The sequence below is a fragment of the Brevibacterium sediminis genome (genome assembly GCF_024895295.1).
Lineage (GTDB): Bacteria > Actinomycetota > Actinomycetes > Actinomycetales > Brevibacteriaceae > Brevibacterium > Brevibacterium sediminis.
Window position 1 is genome coordinate 453,363 of the sequence record NZ_JAHQRN010000001.1, and the last position, 21,399, is coordinate 474,761.

Annotated in this window: 22 protein-coding genes and 1 tRNA gene; 21 read left to right on the forward strand and 2 right to left on the reverse strand. The window is 63.2% G+C overall.

Translation table 11 applies throughout. From position 1 onward, the window contains the following. Positions 1 to 53: 53 nt before the first annotated feature. The 14 genes from KTJ89_RS02065 (at position 54) to KTJ89_RS02130 (ending at position 12,592) form a co-directional block, all read left to right on the forward strand. Positions 54 to 704 (forward strand): L-threonylcarbamoyladenylate synthase, encoded by a 651-nt coding sequence (locus KTJ89_RS02065; protein WP_139466979.1) that lies wholly within the window; start codon positions 54 to 56, stop codon positions 702 to 704. Continuing rightward, a complete protein-coding gene (locus KTJ89_RS02070) occupies positions 705 to 1,814 on the forward strand; it encodes an MraY family glycosyltransferase (RefSeq protein ID WP_139907914.1) in 1,110 nt (369 codons plus the stop codon). Next, positions 1,811 to 2,257, forward strand: coding sequence for a Cg1360 family ATP-synthase-associated protein (locus KTJ89_RS02075; protein WP_172169190.1), 447 nt, complete (start codon positions 1,811 to 1,813; stop codon positions 2,255 to 2,257). The genes KTJ89_RS02070 and KTJ89_RS02075 overlap by 4 nt, the downstream gene beginning before the upstream one ends. Positions 2,258 to 2,586: 329 nt before the next feature. After that, positions 2,587 to 3,333, forward strand: a complete 747-nt coding sequence (atpB, locus tag KTJ89_RS02080) for a F0F1 ATP synthase subunit A (RefSeq protein WP_172170245.1) — start codon at positions 2,587 to 2,589, stop codon at positions 3,331 to 3,333. A gap of 81 nt (positions 3,334 to 3,414) precedes the next feature. Further along, the gene (gene atpE, locus KTJ89_RS02085; protein ID WP_101572413.1) at positions 3,415 to 3,639 is read left to right on the forward strand and encodes a F0F1 ATP synthase subunit C; all 225 of its coding nucleotides are present in this window, start codon (positions 3,415 to 3,417) and stop codon (positions 3,637 to 3,639) included. 19 nt (positions 3,640 to 3,658) lie between these two features. Beyond that, positions 3,659 to 4,210: a F0F1 ATP synthase subunit B gene (locus KTJ89_RS02090; RefSeq protein ID WP_172169193.1), complete on the forward strand. Its 552-nt coding sequence runs from the start codon at positions 3,659 to 3,661 to the stop codon at positions 4,208 to 4,210. Beyond that, complete coding sequence (locus KTJ89_RS02095) at positions 4,210 to 5,016, forward strand: F0F1 ATP synthase subunit delta (protein WP_172169196.1); 807 nt, start codon at positions 4,210 to 4,212, stop codon at positions 5,014 to 5,016. Before KTJ89_RS02090 ends, KTJ89_RS02095 begins: the two co-directional genes overlap by 1 nt. An 81-nt stretch (positions 5,017 to 5,097) precedes the next feature. Further along, a complete protein-coding gene (gene atpA / locus KTJ89_RS02100; protein ID WP_139907924.1) occupies positions 5,098 to 6,732 on the forward strand; it encodes a F0F1 ATP synthase subunit alpha in 1,635 nt (544 codons plus the stop codon). Positions 6,733 to 6,763: 31 nt separating this feature from the next. Next, complete coding sequence (locus KTJ89_RS02105; protein WP_139466984.1) at positions 6,764 to 7,696, forward strand: F0F1 ATP synthase subunit gamma; 933 nt, start codon at positions 6,764 to 6,766, stop codon at positions 7,694 to 7,696. Between the two features lie 26 nt (positions 7,697 to 7,722). Next, positions 7,723 to 9,171, forward strand: coding sequence for a F0F1 ATP synthase subunit beta (atpD, locus tag KTJ89_RS02110; protein ID WP_025776912.1), 1,449 nt, complete (start codon positions 7,723 to 7,725; stop codon positions 9,169 to 9,171). Between the two features lie 3 nt (positions 9,172 to 9,174). Continuing rightward, positions 9,175 to 9,435 carry a F0F1 ATP synthase subunit epsilon gene (locus KTJ89_RS02115; protein ID WP_101545515.1) on the forward strand — a complete coding sequence of 87 codons (261 nt, stop codon included), beginning with the start codon at positions 9,175 to 9,177 and terminating at the stop codon, positions 9,433 to 9,435. A gap of 22 nt (positions 9,436 to 9,457) precedes the next feature. Further along, the gene (locus KTJ89_RS02120) at positions 9,458 to 9,925 is read left to right on the forward strand and encodes a DUF2550 domain-containing protein (protein ID WP_025776910.1); all 468 of its coding nucleotides are present in this window, start codon (positions 9,458 to 9,460) and stop codon (positions 9,923 to 9,925) included. After that, positions 9,925 to 11,238 (forward strand): UDP-N-acetylglucosamine 1-carboxyvinyltransferase, encoded by a 1,314-nt coding sequence (gene murA, locus KTJ89_RS02125; protein ID WP_172169199.1) that lies wholly within the window; start codon positions 9,925 to 9,927, stop codon positions 11,236 to 11,238. Before KTJ89_RS02120 ends, murA begins: the two co-directional genes overlap by 1 nt. A 571-nt stretch (positions 11,239 to 11,809) precedes the next feature. Next, a complete protein-coding gene (locus tag KTJ89_RS02130) occupies positions 11,810 to 12,592 on the forward strand; it encodes a hypothetical protein (protein WP_172169202.1) in 783 nt (260 codons plus the stop codon). Positions 12,593 to 12,848: 256 nt separating this feature from the next. Here the strand turns inward: KTJ89_RS02130 and nucS are convergent, their stop codons facing one another. Continuing rightward, positions 12,849 to 13,544 carry an endonuclease NucS gene (gene nucS / locus KTJ89_RS02135; RefSeq protein WP_139466990.1) on the reverse strand — a complete coding sequence of 232 codons (696 nt, stop codon included), beginning with the start codon at positions 13,542 to 13,544 and terminating at the stop codon, positions 12,849 to 12,851. A 108-nt stretch (positions 13,545 to 13,652) separates the two neighbouring features. Between nucS and KTJ89_RS19415 the strand changes: the two genes are divergently transcribed. Beyond that, complete coding sequence (locus tag KTJ89_RS19415; RefSeq protein WP_139467416.1) at positions 13,653 to 13,871, forward strand: Rv1322 family protein; 219 nt, start codon at positions 13,653 to 13,655, stop codon at positions 13,869 to 13,871. A 174-nt stretch (positions 13,872 to 14,045) separates the two neighbouring features. Here KTJ89_RS19415 and KTJ89_RS02140 read toward each other — a convergent pair whose 3' ends face one another. Then, a complete protein-coding gene (locus KTJ89_RS02140; RefSeq protein WP_172169205.1) occupies positions 14,046 to 15,665 on the reverse strand; it encodes a coiled-coil domain-containing protein in 1,620 nt (539 codons plus the stop codon). Positions 15,666 to 15,898: 233 nt separating this feature from the next. On the opposite strand from KTJ89_RS02140, the gene KTJ89_RS02145 reads away from it, so the two are divergent. The 6 genes from KTJ89_RS02145 to KTJ89_RS02170 all read left to right on the forward strand — a co-directional run bounded on the left by KTJ89_RS02145 (position 15,899) and on the right by KTJ89_RS02170 (position 21,380). Continuing rightward, on the forward strand, positions 15,899 to 17,089 hold the full coding sequence (locus tag KTJ89_RS02145) for an acetyl-CoA C-acetyltransferase (RefSeq protein ID WP_172169208.1): 1,191 nt from the start codon (positions 15,899 to 15,901) through the stop codon (positions 17,087 to 17,089). Between the two features lie 87 nt (positions 17,090 to 17,176). Further along, positions 17,177 to 17,491, forward strand: a complete 315-nt coding sequence (locus KTJ89_RS02150) for a thiamine-binding protein (protein ID WP_139466993.1) — start codon at positions 17,177 to 17,179, stop codon at positions 17,489 to 17,491. 88 nt (positions 17,492 to 17,579) lie between these two features. After that, the gene (locus KTJ89_RS02155) at positions 17,580 to 17,786 is read left to right on the forward strand and encodes a hypothetical protein (RefSeq protein ID WP_172169211.1); all 207 of its coding nucleotides are present in this window, start codon (positions 17,580 to 17,582) and stop codon (positions 17,784 to 17,786) included. Between the two features lie 121 nt (positions 17,787 to 17,907). Beyond that, positions 17,908 to 17,981 (forward strand) — tRNA-Arg (locus KTJ89_RS02160). A gap of 124 nt (positions 17,982 to 18,105) precedes the next feature. Further along, positions 18,106 to 19,803, forward strand: coding sequence for a dynamin family protein (locus tag KTJ89_RS02165; RefSeq protein ID WP_172169214.1), 1,698 nt, complete (start codon positions 18,106 to 18,108; stop codon positions 19,801 to 19,803). Next, the gene (locus KTJ89_RS02170; protein WP_172169217.1) at positions 19,800 to 21,380 is read left to right on the forward strand and encodes a GTPase; all 1,581 of its coding nucleotides are present in this window, start codon (positions 19,800 to 19,802) and stop codon (positions 21,378 to 21,380) included. Before KTJ89_RS02165 ends, KTJ89_RS02170 begins: the two co-directional genes overlap by 4 nt. Positions 21,381 to 21,399 lie beyond the last annotated feature (19 nt).

Here is a 21,399-nt window from a genome sequence, read left to right on the forward strand (position 1 = left end):
CGCGTACTGCCCAGTACCGAAACCACAACCCGAACATTCGAAACGGAGAACTCGTGTCGAGACGATTCGACGTCAGCCAAGAAGAGATCCGTGAACTCGTCTTCGACGAGTGCGCGCGAGTCGTCGACACAGGCAACCTGCTCGTCATCCCCACCGATACGGTCTACGGGATCGCCGCCGATGCCTTCAGCGCATCGGCCGTTGCGGCTCTGCTCGCGGCCAAGGGCCGGGGACGGGACATGCCGCCTCCGGTTCTCGTCCCACGCGCGGAGACCATCTTCGGGCTCGTCGACGGGGTCGATGAGACTGTGCTGGCACTGACCGCGAAATTCTGGCCCGGACCGCTGACGATCATCGCGAACGCTCAGCCCTCCCTCGACTGGGACCTCGGCGATACCCACGGAACCGTGGCCGTGCGCATGCCCGACGACGAGTCGGCGCTGGCCCTGCTCGGCCGCACCGGGCCTCTGGCCGTGTCGAGTGCGAACATCTCCGGACAGCCCGCCGCCAGGACCGCCGACGAAGCGCAGGAGATGCTCGGCGACGATGTCGACATCTACGTCGACGGGGGAGTGCGGGAGTCGGGGCTGTCCTCGACGATCATCGACCTCAGCGGCGACGTGCCCCGCATCCTGCGCCGCGGTCCGATCACCGCCGAGGACCTGCGCGAAATCGTCCCCGAACTCATCGACCTGGACGGCTGAGTGCGCGCCTACCTCTTCATCCTCGTTGTCTCCGCCCTCGTGGCGTACCTGCTGACTCCAATGGTCAAGCGGGTGGCCGAACGAGGAAAGATCTTCTCACCGCTGCGTGACCGCGACGTCCATTCCATTCCGACGCCGAGGCTGGGCGGAGTCGCGATGTTCGGCGGGCTTCTGGCCGGCCTCATCTTCGCCTCCCAGATGCCGTTCCTCAATCGGATCTTCGTCGAATTGGGCCCGATCATCGGAATCGCCGGAGCCGCCGGCCTGCTGTGTCTGCTCGGAGTCATCGACGACATCTGGGACCTGCATTGGATGGCGAAGCTCGCCGGCCAGGCTCTCGCCGCAGGCTTCATGGCGATCAAGGGAGTGGCGCTGCTGTCGATTCCCTTCGGCGGAGTCATCATCGGCTCCCCGCGGATGTCGATCATCGTCACTGTCCTCGTCGTCCTCGTGACCATCAACGCGGTGAACTTCGTCGATGGGCTCGACGGTCTTGCCGCGGGCGTCGTCGCCATCGGCGGCAGCGCCTTCTTCATCTACTCCTACTGGCTCGCTCGTGACGCTTCACCGGAGTCGTATGCGAACCTCGCCTCGCTCATCATCGCGATCCTCGTCGGCGCCTGCCTCGGTTTCCTCCCGCACAATTTCAATCCGGCGAGGATCTTCATGGGCGACTCCGGGTCGATGCTCATCGGCCTGCTGCTCGCCGCCTCGACGATCAGGGTCACCGGCCAGGTCGACCCGGCGCTGATCGGCCAGGAGCGAGCGTTCGCCACATTCATGCCGATCATCCTGCCGGTGGCCGTGATGTTCCTGCCGCTGCTCGACCTCGGACTGGCCGTGGTGCGCAGGCTGCGTGCCGGACAGTCTCCGTTCTCCGCCGATGCCAAACACCTCCACCACCGGATGCTGCGTCTGGGACATTCCCATGCGCGTGCGGTGCTCATCCTCTATACCTGGACGGCGCTCATCGCCTTCGGCTCGGTGCTGCTCCTGTTCAAGGGCTGGCTGTTCTCGGCCTGCGTCATCGGCGGCCTCGCTGCCATCACCCTGATCTTCACCTTCTATCCCCTACGCATGCGTCAGAAAGCCAGAGAGGAAATCTCGTGACCGACCCGATACCGCGCCGAGAGACCGAAGTCGAAGCAGCCTGGACCCGCGTCTGGAGGACCCTGCTCATCCGTGGCATCATCCTCGTCCTCGTCGTCGCGGCCCTCGGAATGGGCATCGGCTGGCTGGTCTCGGGGATGACGGGACTCGTCGGCGGGGCCGTCGGCGGGGGACTGGCTGCGGTCTTCATCATCATCACCCTCGTCGTCATGTACGTCGGACGGAACATGGGACTGACCGCGATCGCCGGGTTCCTCGGCATCGGGTTCCTCTTCAAGGCCTTCATCTTCATGATCGTCATCTGGCGCATCAAGGATGCGACCTGGCTCGACGGCACGGTCGCCTTCTTCACCATCGTCGTCGCGGTCATCGGCTCCTCGCTCGTCGAGGCGATCACCGTGGTCAAGGGACGCGTGCCCTATGTCGATCCGGAGGCGAGATAGGCGAGCGGAGACCGATCGTCGCTCCCATCTGAGACGCGTCGTGGGGTGAGGCGCAAGACGAATGACGTGTCGTATAAAATCGTTGACAGAAATTGCACAGAGAAGCCTGATGAATTTGTCGGTCACTCTCTACAGTTGGTAGAGTAGACCCGGTGCTTGGGCGGATCTTCGCCCTTTGTCGCTCCTGAACCTCAAGCCTCGCCATCAGTGCGGGGCCAAGGCCAGGCCATCAGGGCCCTTGACCATGGGAGAGTAGTAAAAACGTGGGAACACTCAACGCCGCGAACACAACAGTCAGTGCTGCAGAAGGCGGCTTCCACGCACCGTCGATGGCTGAATTCTTTCCAGCCTCGTTCCTCTTTGAGGGCACACCGTTCGAAATGAACCGCGTGATGCTCATCCGCATCATCGCCACCGTCGCCGTCGTTGTGCTCCTGGCCGTCTGGGCCAAGCGCATGAAGCTCATTCCGTCCCGCTTCCAGTCGAGCATGGAGCTCGCCATGGAATTCGTGACCGTCGGCATCGCCGAGGACACGATGGGCAAGGAGAAGGCCAAGAAGTTCATGCCGCTCATCGTGGCGATCTTCTTCGGAATCCTCTTCTGGAACGTCACGAAGCTCATTCCGTTCCTCAATATGCCGGGCACCGGCGTCATCGGCATGCCGATCGTGCTGACCCTCGTGGTCTATGTGACCTACCACTGGGCCGGCATCGCCGAGAAGGGCCTCGGCCGCTATCTCAAGGATTCGCTCGTCCTGCCCGGCGTCCCGCCGGCAATGCATATCCTGCTCATCCCGATCGAGTTCATCACGAAGTTCGTCACCCAGCCGTTCACTCTGGCGATCCGACTCTTCGCGAACATGATGGTCGGCCACCTCCTGCTCGTCCTCTGCTTCTCCGCTACGAGCTTCTTCCTCTTCGACGCAGCCAACGGATTCCAGTTCTTCGGCATCGTCACCTTCGCCGGCGGCATGTTCGTCTTCATCCTGGAGATGCTCATCGTCGTGCTGCAGGCCTACATCTTCGCTCTTCTGTCCTGTGTCTACATCAATGCCGCGATCTCGGACGAACACTGAGATCGCACCCCCAGATCCGTAACTCACGAGTTGCACGGTCGGGCCAACCACCCGGCTTCATTATGAAAGGAAAAGCATCCTATGGATATGCTCGCCGCAGTTGAAGGTAGCGTTTCGACGATCGGTTACGGCCTCGCCGCAATCGGTCCCGGTATCGGTGTCGGAATCGTTATCGGCAAGACCATCGAGGGAACCGCTCGTCAGCCCGAAATGGCCGGCGCCCTGCGCGGAAACATGTTCCTCGGTATCGCTCTGATCGAGGCCCTGGCCCTCATCGGTATCGCCACCCCGTTCTTCCTCCCCTGATCTCGAAGAGGACTGAAAGATGACTCCGGTAAACATCGTCGCCGACGCGGAGAACCCGCTTCTCCCGGCGGCCTACGACATCCTCTGGAGTGCCGTCTGTCTGCTGATCGTCTTCCTGGTTGTCTGGAAGTACGTCCTTCCCGCCTTCAACAAGACCCTCGACGAGCGTGCTGAGCGCATCCAGGGTGGAATTGAGAAGGCCGAGAAGGTGCAGGCCGAAGCCGATCAGGCTCTGGCCGAGTATCAGAAGCAGCTCGCCGACGGTCGTGCCGAAGCTGCACGACTGCGCGCCGAGGCTCAGGAAGAGGGCGCCCAGATCATCGCCGACATGAAGGCCCAGGCTCATTCCGAGGCTGATCGCATCATCGCTCAGGCACAGACTCAGATCGACGCCGAACGTCAGTCCGCCATGGTGCAGCTGCGTTCCGAGGTCGGCACTCTCGCCACGGACCTGGCATCGCGCATCGTCGGTGAGTCACTCACGGACGATCAGCGTTCGGCCAATGTGGTTGATCGCTTCATCTCCGATCTCGAGTCCAACTCGTCCGCGCAGCCGGTCAAGGGGGCGTGATGCTCCAGTCGAGCAGATTGTCCCTGCAGGCCGTCCTCGAGACCGCGAATTCCGAGATCTCCGGGGGAGACCCCCGACAGATCGGGGAGGAGACTCTGGCACTCGTCGGCGTCCTCGCCGAGAATGTCGGACTGCGCAAGGCTCTGGCAGACTCCTCCGAGTCGGCCGAGAGGAAGCAGCAGCTGCTGCGGACTCTGTTCTCGACTCGGATCACGGATGCGGCTCTGCGTATCAGCGACAAGGCCGTCGGTCATCGTTGGGCGCGGACCCAGGACCTCGTCACCAGCCTTGAAGTCGCCGGTGTGACAGCGATCGCCGCTGCCGCACAGGCCGACGGGAAACTGGGACAGGTCGAAGAGGAGATCTTCCGCTTCGCGCGTCTGCTTGAATCCAACCACGAGCTGTCCCGCGCGCTTGATTCGCAGGCCACCGAAGAGAGCAAGCGCGCTCTCGTCTCGGACCTGCTCACCGGCAAGGCACAGCTAGACACCATCAAGCTGGTCGAACAGGCAGCTCTGCACCCTCGCGGACTCCGCGTGGCGAAGGCGCTCGACCAGTACAGCGATATCCTCGCCGCCCGCCAGCAGCGGTCGGTTGCGGACGTCACCGTCGCCAGACCTCTGAGCGAGTCGCAGACCGAAAGGCTGCAGGCGGCATTGTCGGCCAGCTATGGTCGCGAACTCGTCCTCAATGTCCAGGTCGACCCCGATGTTCTCGGGGGAGTCCGGGTGCAGGTCGGCGACGAGATGATGAACTCGACCGTGGCCGATCGACTGGCCGATGTGCAGCGCAAGCTCGCAGGTTGACACTAGTGGCCGGCTTCTCCGGCATCGGCGGCCCACCGGTCGTCGGACGCAAGATTTGAGTAAAGGAAGCAGGGAAACCAGATGGCGGAACTGACAATTCGCCCGGAAGAGATCCGGGACGCTCTCGGGAAGTTCGTTGACTCGTACAACCCGGAGAGCTCGGAAAAGACCGAGGTCGGCAAGGTCGTCACCGCTGGTGACGGTATCGCTCACGTTTCGGGCCTGCCCGGCACCATGGCCAACGAACTCCTGCGGTTCGAAGACGGCACACTGGGCCTGGCACAGAACCTCGACGAACGCGAGATCGGCGTCGTCATCCTCGGTGAGTTCTCCGGAATCGCCGAAGAGCAGAACGTGTACCGCACCGGAGAGGTCCTCTCGATTCCGGTCGGCGACGGGTACCTCGGCCGTGTCGTCGATCCGCTGGGTCGTCCCGTCGACGGACTCGGCGACATCGAGACCGTCGGCCGCCGTGAGCTCGAGCTTCAGGCCGCCGGCGTCATGGACCGCCAGGAAGTGCGTGAGCCGCTCCAGACCGGTTACAAGAGCATCGACGCGATGATCCCCGTCGGCCGTGGTCAGCGTCAGCTGGTCATCGGTGACCGCAAGACCGGTAAGACCGCTCTGGCGATCGACACGATCATCAACCAGAAGGCCAACTGGGAGACCGGAGACCCGAAGAAGCAGGTCCGCTGCATCTACGTGGCCGTCGGCCAGAAGGGTTCGACCATCGCCGGCGTCCGCCGTTCGCTGGAAGAGGCCGGTGCGCTCGAGTACACGACCATCGTGTCCTCTCCCGCGTCTGACCCAGCAGGCTTCAAGTACCTGGCTCCATACTCCGGTTCCGCAATCGGTCAGCACTGGATGTACGACGGCAAGCACGTCCTCATCGTGTTCGATGACCTGTCGAAGCAGGCTGAGGCCTACCGCGCCGTGTCCCTGCTGCTGCGTCGTCCGCCGGGCCGTGAAGCCTACCCCGGCGACGTCTTCTACCTGCACTCGCGTCTGCTGGAACGCTGCGCGAAGCTCTCCGATGAGCTCGGCGGCGGTTCGATGACCGGTCTTCCGATCATCGAGACGAAGGCCAACGACGTCGGTGCGTTCATTCCGACCAACGTCATCTCGATCACCGACGGTCAGATCTTCCTGCAGTCCGATCTGTTCAACGCCGGCCAGCGTCCCGCTGTCGACGTCGGTGTGTCCGTGTCTCGAGTCGGTGGTGCCGCTCAGACGAAGGCTCTCAAGGGAGTCTCGGGCACGCTGAAGATCTCGCTGGCTCAGTACCGTTCGCTCGAGGCCTTCGCGATGTTCGCATCCGATCTCGACGACGCGACCAAGCGGGATCTGGCCCGTGGTGCGCGTCTGACCGAGCTGCTTAAGCAGGGTCAGTACGCTCCGATGCCGTTCGAGAAGCAGACCGTGTCGATCTTCGCCGGAACCAACGGCTACCTCGACGAGATCCCTGTCGACGACGTGCTCCGCTTCGAGTCCGAACTGCATGATCACATCGAGCGCAAGACCGGTATCTTCACGACCATCCGTGAGACCCTGAAGCTCGACGACGACACGACTGAAGAGCTGAAGAGCGTCCTGGCCGAGTTCACCCAGAACTTCGCCAGCTCGGACCAGAGCGGTTCGAAGGCCGGCAGCGAAGACACCGCAGCCGCGTCCTCCGACGAGGTCGAGCAGGAGCAGATCGTTCGGCAGAAGCGTTGAACCTGTTCCGTAACGGCGAAAGGAAGAACTGATGGGAGCCCAGCAGAGGGTCTTCAAACAGAAGATCCGCTCGACTCAGTCCTTGAGGAAGATCTTCAAGGCGATGGAGCTCATCGCTGCTTCGCGGATCCAGAAGGCCATTGCCCGCTCGCAGGCCGCAAGCCCGTACGCGAACGCCCTGACCCGGGCCGTGTCGGCAGTGGCCAGCGAGTCGAACGTGGACCACGTTCTCACCACGGAGTCGGACAACGTCAAGCACGCTGCCGTCCTCGTGATCGGACCCGACCGCGGATTCGCCGGTGCCTATTCCGCGAACCTGCTGCGCGAAGCCGAGGAACTCATTCGGCTGCTGCGCAACGAGGGCAAGAGCGTCGACCTGTTCACTATCGGCAGCAAGGCCAAGAACTACTACACCTTCCGCGATCGTAAGATCGAGAAGTCCTGGACAGGCATCTCCGAGAACCCGCTGGCCGAACACGCACGTGAGATCGGCGAGGCGCTGTTGGAGAACTTCGACCCGGAGTCGGCCGACTCAGGGATCGACGAGATCTACATCGTCTTCACCCGTTTCGTCTCCAGCGTCACGCATGACCCGGAATACCGGCGACTGCTTCCGCTGGAGGTCGTCGACGCCGAAGAGGCATCGACCGGCGGACAGGCTGGGGAATCGTCCGATGCACCCGCGTTCCCGCTCTATGAGTTCGAACCGAGTGCGGAGGCTGTGCTCGACGCACTGTTGCCGCGATACATCGATTCGCGCATTCTGTCGGCGCTGCTCAGCGCAGCAGCATCCGAGCAGGCCTCGCGACAGGCGGCGATGAAGACAGCCACGGACAACGCGGATGATCTCATCAAGACCTACACCCGGTTGGCCAATACGGCTCGCCAGGCGGAAATCACCCAGGAACTCACCGAGATCGTCGGTGGGGCGGATGCCCTCGCGGCATCGGCAGCCGGCGACTGACCGGCGAGAGCAGAGAGAAAGAGACCATGACTGCCACAGCAACGGAAACCTCTCCGGCACAGGGCACTGCCCTCGGCCGGATTTCCCGAGTCATCGGCCCGGTTGTCGACATCGAGTTCCCGCTCGACTCCGTGCCCGAGATCTACAACGCACTGACCGCGTCGGTGGAACTGTCCGAAGGAACCCGGAAGCTGACCTTCGAGGTCGCACTTCACCTGGGCAACGGACTGGTCCGCGCAGTGTCGCTGCAGCCGACCGACGGACTTGTCCGCGGACAGGAAGTCGTCGACACCGGCGCACCGATCTCCGTTCCCGTCGGAGACGTGACCAAGCACCATGTGTGGAACACCACCGGTGACTGCCTCAACCTCGCCGACGGCGAGGAGCTGGAGATCTCCGAGCGGTGGCCCATCCACCGTCCGGCACCGTCGTTCGACGAGCTCGAGTCCAAGACCGAGATCCTCGAAGTCGGCATCAAGAGCATCGACCTCCTGACTCCATACGTCCAGGGTGGAAAGATCGGTCTGTTCGGCGGCGCCGGCGTCGGCAAGACCGTGCTCATCCAGGAGATGATCTTCCGTATCGCGCACAACCACTCGGGCACCTCGGTGTTCGCCGGTGTGGGCGAGCGTACCCGTGAGGGCAACGACCTCATCATGGAAATGGATGAGGCAGGAGTCTTCAAGGACACCGCGCTGGTGTTCGGCCAGATGGACGAGCCGCCAGGCACTCGTCTGCGCGTGGCGCTGTCGGCGCTGACCATGGCGGAGTACTTCCGCGATGTGCAGAACCAGGACGTGCTGCTGTTCATCGACAACATCTTCCGCTTCACCCAGGCCGGCTCCGAGGTCTCGACCCTGCTGGGTCGCATGCCCTCGGCCGTGGGCTACCAGCCCAACCTGGCTGACGAGATGGGTCTGCTGCAGGAGCGCATCACCTCGACGCGTGGTCACTCGATCACGTCGATGCAGGCGATCTACGTTCCCGCCGATGACTACACCGACCCGGCTCCTGCGACGACATTCGCCCACCTCGACGCGACCACGGAGCTCAGCCGTGACATCGCTTCGCGCGGTCTGTACCCGGCGATCGACCCGCTCGCATCGTCCTCGCGCATCCTCGATCCGCTGATCGTCGGTGACGAGCACTACCGCGTGGCCAACGAGGTCAAGGCGATTCTGCAGAAGAACAAGGAACTGCAGGACATCATCGCCATCCTCGGTGTCGATGAACTCGGTGAAGAGGACAAGCTCGTCGTTCACCGTGCGCGTCGTATCGAACAGTTCCTCTCGCAGAACACCTACACCGCTGAGAAGTTCACTCAGGTTCCCGGTTCGACCGTGCCGCTGGCCGACACGATCGAAGGCTTCTCGAAGATCTGCTCGGGCGAAGTCGACCACATCCCGGAGCAGGCATTCTTCAACGTCGGCGGCCTTGACGATGTCATGCGCAACTACGAAGAGATGCAGAAGTAAGCCATGGCGACACTCGAAGTGAATGTCGTGGCTGCTGATCGCGAGGTATGGGTCGGTGAGGCCAAGCGCGTCATCGCCCGTACCCTCGACGGCGAGATCGGCATCCTGCCGGGCCACGAGCCCGTGCTGGGTGTCGTCGCCGACGGCGAAGCGCGGATTCTCACTCCGGGAGAGGACACCATCAGGGTCAAAGCCGATGGCGGATTCCTCTCGGTGGAGAACAACCGTGTGATCATTGCCGCTGATCAGGCCGAACTTCTCTGATCCGCAGGTTACACTGGCAACCGTGAACCCTTCTGTCCTGCTGATCGTTCTGCTCTCGTTGGTAGGACTTGCGCTTGCTCTGATCGTGGTCGTCACGATCCGACGCAGGTCGATCTCGAAGCTCTCGGGTGCCTTTGACTGTTCCATCAACGTGGGCGAGGAGTACTCTTCTCGCCCACGTTGGCGTTTGGGCGTGGCCGTGTTCTCGGTCACTTCACTGGACTGGTATCCGGTCTTCGCACTGACGCGGCGCGCCGCGTTCCGATTGCCGCGCGCGGATCTCGACATCCTCGTCCGGCGCAAGCCCACCTCCGGTGAGCAGTACTCGGTTCTGCCCGAAGCGGTCGTTGTCGACTGCTCGTACGGCAAGGCGGACGGTCGTCCGCGTTCCGTGTCTCTGGCAATGGACACCGAATCCCTGTCCACGATGGCTTCGTGGCTCGAATCATCACCTCCTGGCTTCAATCCGACGATGGGACGTTTCACTTAATGGATGTCTTCCGCTTGACCGGGCCCGCACAGTTGGCGGGAACCATCGACGTCAGAGGCGCCAAGAACAGCGTCCTCAAACTCATGGCGGCGAGTCTCCTCGCCGTGGGACGCACGACTATCACCAACGTCCCGGCCATCCTCGACGTGCGGATCATGGTCGAACTGCTCGTCCGCCTCGGTTGCGAGGTCGACTATGACGCCGAAGACGGCGTCGTGAGCATCGACGTCCCCGCCGAAGTCGGCATCCAAGCCGACTATGAACTCGTCCGCGCAATGCGGGCTTCGATCTCCGTCCTCGGCCCACTGACCGCACGGATGCGTGCTGCACATGTGGCTCTTCCCGGCGGTGACGCCATCGGTTCCCGGGGACTCGACATGCATCAGGCCGGTCTCGAGGCCCTGGGCGCTGTCGTCCACCTCGACCACGGCTATTTCGTCGCAGAGGCTCCGACGGGGCTGCGCGGTACCGAGATCGTCCTCGAGTTCCCCTCCGTCGGAGCCACCGAGAACCTCGTCATGGCGGCAACTCTCGCCCATGGCACCACTACCATCGCCAACGCCGCACGCGAGCCCGAGATCGTCGACATCTGTACGATGCTCGTCGAGATGGGGGCGCAGATCGAGGGGATCGGCACCTCTGACCTCACCATCACCGGTGTCGAATCGCTGCAGCCGGTCACCCACCGCACCGTCGGCGACCGCATCGTCGCCGGAACCTTCGCCTTCGGCTCCGCATTGAGCGCGGGCGATGTGACCGTGCGCGGAGTCGGGCTCGACATCATGCCCAATATCGGTATGAAGCTTCGGGATTCGGGCGCCACGGTGGAAGACCTCGGTGAGATCATCCTCGGTGACGGAACGCGGGGCAAGGGCTTCCGCGTCATCGGCGCCTCGCGTCCTCATGCCATCCGGGTGGCCACCATGCCGTTCCCGGGATTCCCGACGGATCTGCAGCCGTTCGTCATCGCGTTGAACTCGGTGTCCGACGGTATCGGTCTGCTGTCGGAGAATCTGTTCGAAGCGCGCTGGCGCTTCGTGCAGGAGATCGCCCGCCTCGGTGCGAAGGTCCGCATCGACGGCAACCATGCACTCGTCACCGGCAGCGAGAGTCTTTCCGGTGCCGAAGTCGAAGCTTCCGATATCCGCGCGGGAGCGGGCCTGGTCATGGCCGCCCTCCGGGCCGGGGGAGTGACCGAGGTATCGGGAATCGATCACATCGAACGCGGCTACGAGAATTTCGTCGACAATCTTCGCGCCCTCGGTGTCGACATCGAACGTGTCGAGAAGCGCGACGTCCTCAGCTTCGACTAGTTCTCTCACTCGACGAACCCCGCGGACCCTGGCAGTCAGGATTTGCCTCGTTCGTGCAAGTCGGTCGTCGGTTTTCGGTAGTCGTCGCGCTCGTTCAAGCCGGCCCCCGTCTGTCCGAGGTTCGCTCTCTCGTTCAAGGTCGCCCTCGTCTGTCGATAGGTAAACGGCGCGGAATTCGCGCTTCGCCTTGAACGGCGACTGCGGCCGACCGCCGTTCGAGGGCCTGCGCGGTGGTTCCGCGGTCCCGCACGTCGGCCGTTCCTCGTGACGATGCGGTCTGTGTGGAAGAGTCGAGGGTTGTCCACAGCCCGACTTCTCATCCTGGTTCTCCCGCGTCTCGTCACGCATGCTTGAAGGCATGTATAGATGTCTGTCGACTGCCGCACTGCTCGAGGCCGGGTGGGACTGTCATCGGATCAGAGCCGCCGAGCGATGCTGTCTGCGACGATTGGAACGAGGGCGATATGTTGTCACCGCAGAATGTTCTGATCCGGCGCACAGTTTCGTCAGTGCGATAGCCGCGGCTCCCACAACCACACTGCCGATAGAGTCGACGGGCCTGCGCAAACGCGTGGAGGATCTGAGAATCCTCGTCCGGTCGTACGTCGATCGCCTGCCTCCGGACGCAGTATTCTCTCACCGCAGTGCACTCATCGTTCACGGCCTTCCGATTCCATACGTCGAGCGGGACGATGTCTTCGCCGAATCGGTGAGTCCGCGCAGCGGAGTTCGTCTGGCGAAGATGCTTGTGCGGCGACGCGTCTCAGATCGTGCAGGGTACGAGTTCGTCGATGGGATCCCGGTGACGACGGTCCTGCAGACGCTGCTCGACATTGCTCGGGACTGTCCGCTCGCATTCTCTGTCGCGGCGCTCGATGCAGCGGTGCGCAGCTCGGTCGTGACCGTCGAACAGATGCGTTCCTTCAGTGAAGCGCATCCTGTTCGCACAGGCACACGGAAGATCGTCAAGGTATTGGAGAATGTCGATGCACGCCGCGAGAGCGTCGCTGAGTCGATCTGCGCGGTGCGGTTAGTCGAGCATTCGATTCCGGGGTTCGAGCCGCAGGTCGACATTCGCGATGGAGCCGGCAAACACTTGGGCCGTACCGATTCCGCCAATAGACGGGCGAAGGTCATCGCAGAGTTCGATGGTGCAGGAAAGTACCACCTCGACGGAGCGGATCCGCAAGTGACTTTCGAACGTGAACAGCGCCGCGAGTATGCGCTGCGCAACGAGGGCTGGTTGGTCTTCCGTGTCCGGTGGAGCGATCTCTTCTCCGCCGACCTCTTCCTGCGGATCGGAGAGTCAGTGCGACGACGACTAGTCATGGACGACAGCCGTCGCGAAGCGTGATCCTGACGCTCGATCAAGGCGGACAGCGCAAGTCGTTCCGTAGACGGGGCGATAGACGCTGTCCGCCTTGATCGACGGTTTGGGCCCGCGCTGAGGAGCTACGGACGCTGCACGAAGGGAGCGACACGGCTCGGCTTGATCGGCGCGGCTGAAGTGAGTGGCCGGCTTTCCCGCGGGTTGATCGGCGACGCTGGAGTTGGTGGCCGGCCATCCCGCAGGTTGACCGTGGGCTGATCCACCGGCTGATCGTGGGTGATCAGAAGAGGCGCGTCTCGGGGTCGTCCATTCCGCGGAGAGCATCGTAGTCGAGAACGACGCAGCGGATGCCGCGGTCCTCAGCGAGAGTACGTGCCTGCGGTTTGATCTCCTGAGCAGCGAAGACTCCGTTGACTGGGCTCAGCAGTGGATCGCGATTCATCAGCTCGAGATAGCGGGTCAGCTGTTCGACACCGTCGATATCGCCGCGGCGCTTGATCTCCACCGCCACAGACTTCTGTCCGTCGTCACGAGCCAAGATGTCCACCGGACCGATCGCGGTCATGTACTCGCGGCGCACCAGACTGTAGCCCTCGCCGAGGGTCTCGATATGTTCGGCGAGCAGTTCCTGCAGATGCGCTTCGACCCCGTCCTTGACCAGCCCGGGATCGACCCCGAACTCATAGGAGTCGTCAGCGAGGACCTCGGCGATGGAGATGACGAGACGGTCACCGGTCTTCGTCTGGGAAACCTCCCACAGCTCCGTCAGGCCGGCTTCGGCCTGCTCGGCGTCGGGCTCGATATGCCGAACCGTACACGGGGGAGTCATCCAGTTCAGCGGCTTATAGGAACCGCCGTCGGAATGGATAAGCACCGAGCCGTCGGACTTGAGCATAATGAGGCGGGTGGCCATCGGAAGGTGGGCGGTCAGACGACCGGCATAATCAACGGAGCATTGGGCAATGACTAGACGCACGCGCTTCAGCCTACGTGAGACAATGACTCAATGCCACGATCTTCATCCTCGCGTCGCAAGAACAAATGGCAGCAGTCTCCCCGCGATCTGTCCGACTCTGTGGCAGGCATGAGGACAAGCCGTTCACTGCCGGACGGAACCTGGTCCGTGCAGACCGTGAAGGGAAACGAATCCGGCAAAGTCTATGTCTGCCCTGGATGTGGCCGGGATGTCAGTGCCGCCTCGAGCCATGTCGTTGCGTGGCGTCAGGATGCTCCCCACGGAATCGAGATCGGGGTCGAAAGCAGGCGGCACTGGCACCAGCACTGCTTCGACCGCTTCCGGTGAGGTCAGATGATCTCCGGGCTGTCGTCAACAGGGCTGGAGTCGACTGAGACCTCAGTCAGCCAACGTGCCTCACAATGACGATGGGACCCGCATCAGCGGGTCCCATCGTCATAGTCGATTCGGCCGGTCTCAGATCAATCGTGCTGGACCCGGTCGGTCTCGACTCAATCGATCTCAGCGCAGCGAGTTGCGCGAGCGCGAGGTCTTCGAGTTGTCCTTCGAGCCGGAGACCTGAGCGTTGATCGAGATCGTGTCCTCGTCGGTGGCGCCGTTGGGCAGATCTTCGCCTGCCGTGTCCTTCTCATCAGCGGCAGAGTCAGCGTTCGACTCCGCAGCGTTCTTCGAAGCAGGAGTCGACTTCGAGCTTTCGGCCGACTCGTCGGAAGCCTTCGCAGGGCCGTTGTCCTCGGCTCCGGCACCATCGTTCTTCGCAGGACCGGTCGACTTCGAACCCCCGCCCGAGGCGGATCCGGACTTCGAGGTTTCGGCGTCGTTCGATCCTGCGTCATCGGTCGACTTCGCGGAGTCGTCGGCCTTGGGCGCATCCGACGAGTCATCGTCGGCCAGCAGGTCTTCGAGCTCCTGACCGTCGGCGATCTGCTCGGTGGCGTGAGACGCCGATTCGGCCTTCGCCGGATCCACTGAGTCGCCGCCCATGACCCCGGGCATAGCGAACAGCGAACGGAGCTGGTCGAGCTGAGCAGTGATCGTCTTGCGCTGCTTCGTGAGCAGATCGACCTGCGACTGTGCGGAGGCGACATTGCGTTTGGCCTCTGCCGCGGATTCCTCAATGGTTGCCTCGGCGGTGGCGCGAGCTTCCGCAATGAGCGTCTGTGCGCGGGACTTTCCGTCGGCGATGATCTCGTCGGCCTTCTTCACCGCGTCGGTGCGAGTCTGCTCCGCACGCTCGGCAGCTTCCTTGGCCTCGGTGTCGGCCTTCGCTGCGCGTGCCTGAGCCTCTTCGACGAGCTTCTTGTTCTCGACCTGAGCCTCTTCGTAGCGCTTCTTGCGTTCGGTCTCGGCTTCCTTGCGCTTGTTCGCGAGCTCGACGTCGAAGTCGTTTCCGGCCTTCTTCGATGCCTCGTCGCGTGCCTTCGCGGACTTGAGCAGCTCATCGGCCTGCGCCTGAGCAGCCGCCACTGTCTCCTCTGCCTCGGTCTTGGCTTCGGCACGCAGATCCGCAGCTTCCTTCTCAGCGGTCGCCCGCAGTTCGGAGAGCTCGAGATCGAGACTCTCACGAGCCTCCTTGGCGGAAGCGGCATTCGCTTCCTTGGCCTGGTTGGTCTCGCGTTCGGTGGTCGCGCTGAGTTCGGCTGCACGCTTCTCAGCAGCTTTGATCGTCTCTTCGGCGCGCAGCTCGGCCGAGGAAGTGATCGCATCGGCTTCCGAGCGAGCATTGGACAGTGTGTCGTTGCTCTCGGTGTGCATCCGAGCGCGAGCGGATGCCGCCTCGGCGCGGGCCTTGTTCCGAATCGTCTCGGCATCGGAATTGGCCTGAGCCAGGGTCTCGCGGGCCTGCGACTCGGCGATCTTGAGAAGATGGTCGATGCGGCTTCCGGGAGGCCCTGCCGCCTCTGCATTGTCGTTGGCAGCCTTCTTCAGCTGTGCTTTGGCTTCGGAGAGCTCACCTGCGATCTGCAGCTTCGCCCGATCTGCATTGATGACCTGGCTTCGCGCATCGGCCAGGGCCTTGCGGACCGACTCGACCTCGGTGCGCAGCTGCTGCAGTCGCGAATCGACTTCACTCTTCTCGTAGCCGCGCATCGCTGTGCGGAATTCTTCGGTGGGCGTCACTGAAGCGAACTCCTGTCATCTTGGAAAGGGGGTGTTCTTAGGCTGTCCTCGTCCTACTCTAACGGAGACTCCATGAGTGTTGGGTGCGAATGCGAGAGTGTGGACGAGGGCTTGATCCATGGCCGCGCGGACCCCGTGATGCAGGCCACATGGGCCTCGACTAGGCTGGTGGATGTCGAAATGCATACGTGCTGCGGACACGCGTCCGCAGCGCGGATATCCGAGGAGGAAATATGGCTGATGCAGTGATCGTCGCCGGAGCGCGCACACCGTTCGGGCGACTGCAGGGAGAGCTGTCGAAACTCAGTGCCGTCGAGCTCGGCGCCGAAGCCATCGCCGGGGCACTCGATCGTGCCGACATTCAGGGCTCCGACGTCGACTACGTGATCATGGGCCAGGTTCTGCAGGCCGGAAACAGTCAGGGCCCCGGTCGACAGGCGGCAGTCAAAGCCGGCATTCCGATGTCCGTTCCGGCTGTGTCGGTCAACAAGCTGTGCCTGTCGGGAATCAACACGATCACCCAAGCGGCTCAGCTGATCCGAGCCGGCGAGTACGACGTCGTCGTGGCGGGCGGGCAGGAATCGATGAGCCAGGCCCCGCACATGCTGATGAAATCGCGTTCGGGGTACAAGTACGGTGATGTCGTCGCCAAGGACCATATGGACTACGACGGACTCTGGGACGCATTCACCGATCAGGCTATGGGCGGACTGACCGAAGAGGCCAATGCCGGTGACCGCGAGTTCTCGCGCGCTGAGCAGGATGAGTTCTCCGCTCGTTCGCACCAGCGCGCGGCGGCGGCACAGAAGGCCGGTGCCTTCGAGAATGAGATCGTGCCAGTGACCATCAGCTCGCGCAAGGGCGATGTCACCATCTCCGCAGACGAGGGTGTGCGTCCTGACACGACGGCCGAGTCCCTGTCCAAGCTGCGGCCGTCTTTCCGGAAGGACGGAACGATCACCGCCGGCAACGCTTCGCAGATCTCCGACGGAGCCTGCGCTGTCGTCGTCATGTCGCGTGAGAAGGCCGAAGAGCTCGGCGCTCCGATCCTCGCCGAGATCCGTTCGCATGCCTGGACCGCCGGACCGGACTCGACTCTCCAGCACCAGCCCTCACAGGCGATCAAGGTCGCTGCCGAGCGTGAAGGCGTCGCAGCCGACTCCTTCGACCTCTATGAGATCAACGAAGCCTTCGCCGCCGTCGGCCTGGCCAGCGCCAAGGACCTCGGCATCGACGAGGACAAGGTCAACGTCAACGGCGGCGCCGTCGCACTTGGCCACCCGATCGGTGCCTCGGGAGCCCGGGTCGTCCTCACCCTTGCCCTCGAACTCCAGCGCCGAGGCGGCGGCACGGGTATCGCCGCACTCTGCGGAGGCGGCGGGCAGGGTGACTCGCTCATCGTGACAGTGCCCACTCAGGCCTGAGCCGAGTCGTTCGACCTCAATTCAGCCAGATGAACCGGTGGGGAGCCGATCGGCTCCCCACCGGACCGGACAGAAGGGACCATCAACATGCTCGCAGCTTTCTCAGTCGCTCCTAGTGGGGGAGAAGGGGCCGACGCCTCGGTCCACGATGCCGTGGCAGCGGCTGTCGAGATCGTCCGCAATTCCGGTCTGCCGCACCGGACGGACTCGATGTTCACGACCATCGAAGGGGAATGGGACGAGGTCTTCGCGGTCATCAAAGAGGCCACCGAGGCTGTCGGCCAGTTCGGCACTCGAGTGTCCCTGGTGGTCAAGGCCGATATCCGTCCCGGCTACACCGGCGAGATCGACGGCAAACTCGAGCGTCTGGAGAAGGCGATCGACGCTCGGGGCGAAGGCTGAGTCGAATTCTTCCGAAATTCTCAGTGACGTGAGTCTCATCTGGCGTTAGTCTTTCTCCATCGGATGCATCGATCGAAGGAGATGGACAATGAATGGTGCAAAGCTCTTCTCAGTTGCCACGGCACTGACGCTTGTCGCGTTGCTGGGCTTCATGCTCGCAGGATTCTTCCCGATCATCGTCGACTTCGCCTTTGGGATCGAAGCCGTGGCAGTCATTCTTGCGATGACGGGAGTGGTGGCCGTGTCATTCGTGACGGTGAGGCAGTCGATGGAGAACGCAGCCCGTCACTACTGAGATGTTCCTGCCGAGCTTTCACGGCAGCGCGTCGGCCCCGGTTCGAGGCGACGGACGAGACAGTCCGCACCGACCCGGGGCCGCTTTCTGTTCTCATCCGGGCATCGGTTACGATATTTGAGCCTCCGTAGCTCAGTCGGATAGAGCAACCGCCTTCTAAGCGGTAGGTCGCGGGTTCGAGCCCCGCCGGGGGCGCTTCTCATGCCCGCACCCGTTGAACGGGCGGATCCGTCTGATCCCTGCAGTCGCTGAGCAATTCCGCGCCGATACGGCGTGGCAGTTGGTGCCGAGCTGGGAAAACATAGAGAGTGGAGGCGTGATGACTGAGAGCAAGAGCGCCGTGACGCCGCCGGTCGGCCAAGCGTTGAACGATATCGTCAAGCGAGTTTCGGAGACGCGCTTCACCCTGCGCAGCGAAGACTTCGCCGACGCTCGCACAGCACACTCGACACTGACTGCGGAACTCAACGACTACGTGCTGCCGCGGATCAATCGTTCGCGGACTCCGTTCCTCATCGCCGTGGGCGGGTCGACAGGTGCCGGCAAATCGACACTGGTCAACTCCCTCGTAGGGCGCAATGTCAGTCCTGCCGGCGTGCGTCGACCGACGACGGGCAACCCGGTCGTCATCTTCAACCCCGCCGATGCGAAGTTCTTCGAATCAGAGCATTACCTGCCTGACCTGCCGCGCAGCTCCGATCCTCAGTCGGCCATGCCCGGAGTCGTGCTCATCGCAGATGAGAACATCGAAGCGGGCACTGCCATCCTCGACTGTCCGGACATCGACTCCATCTCGGAGACGAACCGTGCGCTCTCGCGCAGGGTTCTGCTCAGCGCCGACCTGTGGCTCTTCGTGACAACGGCGAACCGGTACGCCGATGCCGCCCCGTGGGCCCTGTTGAAGACGGCCGCTGCGCGAAGCACTTCGGTGGCCATCGTTCTCGATCGGGTTCCGCCCGAAGCCAACCGCGAAGTCAGGCATCACCTGTCGAGTCTTCTCGCCGATGCAGGACTGGCGAACTCACCGATCTTCTCCGTCGCCGAGCTCGAGCTGGAAGACGGTCTGCTGCCTCATGCGGCGATCTACCCTATTCGCTCCTGGATCTCTCAAGTCGGCACGGAGGGCACCTCACTCGAACGCATCCGCAATCGCACGCTGACGGGTGCGATCGCTGCCCTGCCCGCACGGGTGAGGGAGCTCGCCGACTTCGCCGAAACTCAGGAACAGGCCCACATCGCCCTGGTCGGCTCAGTGGAGAAGAGCTTCCGATCGGCTCAATCCGGACTCGCCGAAGTCTTCTCCGACGGACGGGTTCTCCACGGAGAGGTCAATGCCCGCTGGCAGGACTTCGTGGGCACAGGACAGCTCTTCCGCGGACTGGAGCCGACGATGGCTCGAATGCGCGATCGCATCTCCGCCGCAGTGACCGGCAAACATGACGCGGCCACTCCATTGCATGTCGCCATCCTGCGCAGCGCGGCTGTGTCGCTGCGCGAACAGGCCATCGACGTGGTCGATGAAGTCAATGCCGAATGGCGAAACACCGCTGCAGGTGCAGCGCTCATCGAAGATCAACCCGAACTGCGCACGGTGGCCGCGGGGCTCGAGGACTCAGTGAAGTCGGCGGTGGCCACGTGGTCGGATGAAGTCAACGCGCTAGTGCGCGATATCGGTCAGGGCAAGAAGTCCAAGGCCCGGATCCTCTCCTTCGGCGTTGCAGGAGTCTGCGCCGTCGTCGAATACGCGGCCTTCTGGGATCCGCGGAGCGCCAGCGATGGCGGGCAGAGCACCCGACAAGGGGCAGGAGTCGCACTCAATCTTGCGGAGACGATCTTCGGAGCCGACGAGGCGGCCGGTCTCATCGCATCGATCCGACAGCGCTTCCTCGACGCGGCTGTGGGCATCGTGGCGGGCTGCCGTACTCCTTTCGACAACGCACTGAGACTATCCGCGGTACCGGCGCGGCAAGCGGGCGCCCTGCGCGCCTCCGGTGAACGACTTGAGGTGGCATTGTGAACAGTTCCGCACAGACCGAGATCCGGCGTCTCGCCGAAGGCATCCGACACGCCCTGTCGCTGAGTGAGGACAAGCTCGGCGGAGAAGTTCGCACCGATGCTCAGAATCTGCTCGACCGGGCGGAAGACCGCCTGGGCCTGGGTGAGGACTTCACCGTCGTGGCCTTCGCAGGGTCGACGGGCTCCGGCAAGTCCTCACTGTTCAACGCAGTGGCCGGTCTCGAGATCGCCCGTGTCGGTGTGCGCAGGCCGACGACTTCACGACCGACCGCATGCGTCTGGGGCGAGGGCGGAAACGATGTCCTCGACTGGCTGCACGTGCCCGAACGCAGCCGCACCTGGCGCGAGTCCGCGCTCGACGGCGACGATCAGAGACGCCTGCACGGACTGATCCTGCTCGACCTGCCCGACCACGACTCCACGGCAGTTGAACACCGTGTCGAGTCGGATCGTCTGGTGGGACTCGTCGACGTCGTGTTCTGGGTCGTCGACCCACAGAAGTACGCCGACTTCTCGCTGCACTCCGAGTACCTGACCAAACTCGCCGAGAACAGTGCGAACATGGTCGTCGTCCTCAACCAGATCGACAAACTCAGTCCGGAGGAGCAGAAGGCCGCAACCGACCATCTGCGCCAGCTGCTCAACGAGGATGGGCTGAGCGAGACGAACGTGCGCATCTCCTCGGCCGTGACCCGAGAGGGCATCCCAGAGATCCGCAGCATCCTCGCCGACACCGTCGACTCGAACGACGCAGCGGCCGAGAGGCTGTTGGCCGATATGCAGGCGATGGCCAATCGGATCCGGAAGGAACTCGGAGAACCGGTCTCCTCGCCGGACGAACTGGCCGGTGCATCCCGACTGGTCGAGACGATGTCGGAAGCCGCCGGTGTCGAAGCCGTGGCACAGACCGTGCACGATGATTACATCCGCCGTTCCTACCGCAAGACCGGGTACCCCATCCTCGCATGGGCCCAGCGCAATGCGCCCGATCCGCTGGGTGCCAAACACGGTCAGGACAGGGACGAGCTCGTCCGCGCATCGGTGCCGGCGACGACGAAGGCACAGAGCTCCCACGTCCGGCTCATGGCCCACGAACTCATCGCAGAATCCGTGTCGACCATGCCGCAGGCATGGCAGAACGAGGCCGCGGAAGCAGAGAAGAAGAGCACCGACGAGCTGTCGGCGAATCTCGACTCGGCCGTCACCGCTGTGGATATCACTCGCCAGAGCCCTGGTTGGTGGTCGCTGGCACACACCCTGCAGATCATCTTCTTCGTCGCTTCGATCGTCGGTCTCCTCGGCATCATCGTCTCCGCCCTCGTCGCCGCAATCGGTTCGGGTGCCCTGCCGACGTGGTGTTGGATCGTCAGCATCGGGCTGTTCCTGATCGGCTGCATCGGTTCGTTCGTGACCTCTCTGATGGCAAAGTCTGCGCGGGCCAGAGGCGCGAAGGAGGCGGCCTCCGAGGTCGACGGCAAGCTGCGGGACGCGGTCGGCCGCGTCGCCCAGAGCTCGTATCTCAACTCGGTGAAGAGCGTCATCGGAGAGCACCGACGGGCTTACGAGATGCTCGGCTGAGACGCAGACGCGCGTCTCC

Bases quoted from the DNA above. Each gene is read 5' to 3' on its own strand.
- KTJ89_RS19415 (WP_139467416.1), top strand. From the start codon at position 13,653: ATGAGGACAAGCCGTTCACTGCCGGACGGAACCTGGTCCGTGCAGACC.
- atpB (WP_172170245.1), top strand. From the start codon at position 2,587: ATGGCTGAATTCTTTCCAGCCTCGTTCCTCTTTGAGGGCACACCGTTC.
- murA (WP_172169199.1), top strand. From the start codon at position 9,925: ATGGATGTCTTCCGCTTGACCGGGCCCGCACAGTTGGCGGGAACCATC.
- KTJ89_RS02095 (WP_172169196.1), top strand. From the start codon at position 4,210: ATGCTCCAGTCGAGCAGATTGTCCCTGCAGGCCGTCCTCGAGACCGCG.
- KTJ89_RS02165 (WP_172169214.1), top strand. From the start codon at position 18,106: ATGACTGAGAGCAAGAGCGCCGTGACGCCGCCGGTCGGCCAAGCGTTG.
- KTJ89_RS02145 (WP_172169208.1), top strand. From the start codon at position 15,899: ATGGCTGATGCAGTGATCGTCGCCGGAGCGCGCACACCGTTCGGGCGA.
- KTJ89_RS02150 (WP_139466993.1), top strand. From the start codon at position 17,177: ATGCTCGCAGCTTTCTCAGTCGCTCCTAGTGGGGGAGAAGGGGCCGAC.
- atpE (WP_101572413.1), top strand. From the start codon at position 3,415: ATGGATATGCTCGCCGCAGTTGAAGGTAGCGTTTCGACGATCGGTTAC.
- atpA (WP_139907924.1), top strand. From the start codon at position 5,098: ATGGCGGAACTGACAATTCGCCCGGAAGAGATCCGGGACGCTCTCGGG.
- KTJ89_RS02105 (WP_139466984.1), top strand. From the start codon at position 6,764: ATGGGAGCCCAGCAGAGGGTCTTCAAACAGAAGATCCGCTCGACTCAG.
- atpD (WP_025776912.1), top strand. From the start codon at position 7,723: ATGACTGCCACAGCAACGGAAACCTCTCCGGCACAGGGCACTGCCCTC.
- KTJ89_RS02155 (WP_172169211.1), top strand. From the start codon at position 17,580: ATGAATGGTGCAAAGCTCTTCTCAGTTGCCACGGCACTGACGCTTGTC.
- KTJ89_RS02115 (WP_101545515.1), top strand. From the start codon at position 9,175: ATGGCGACACTCGAAGTGAATGTCGTGGCTGCTGATCGCGAGGTATGG.
- KTJ89_RS02090 (WP_172169193.1), top strand. From the start codon at position 3,659: ATGACTCCGGTAAACATCGTCGCCGACGCGGAGAACCCGCTTCTCCCG.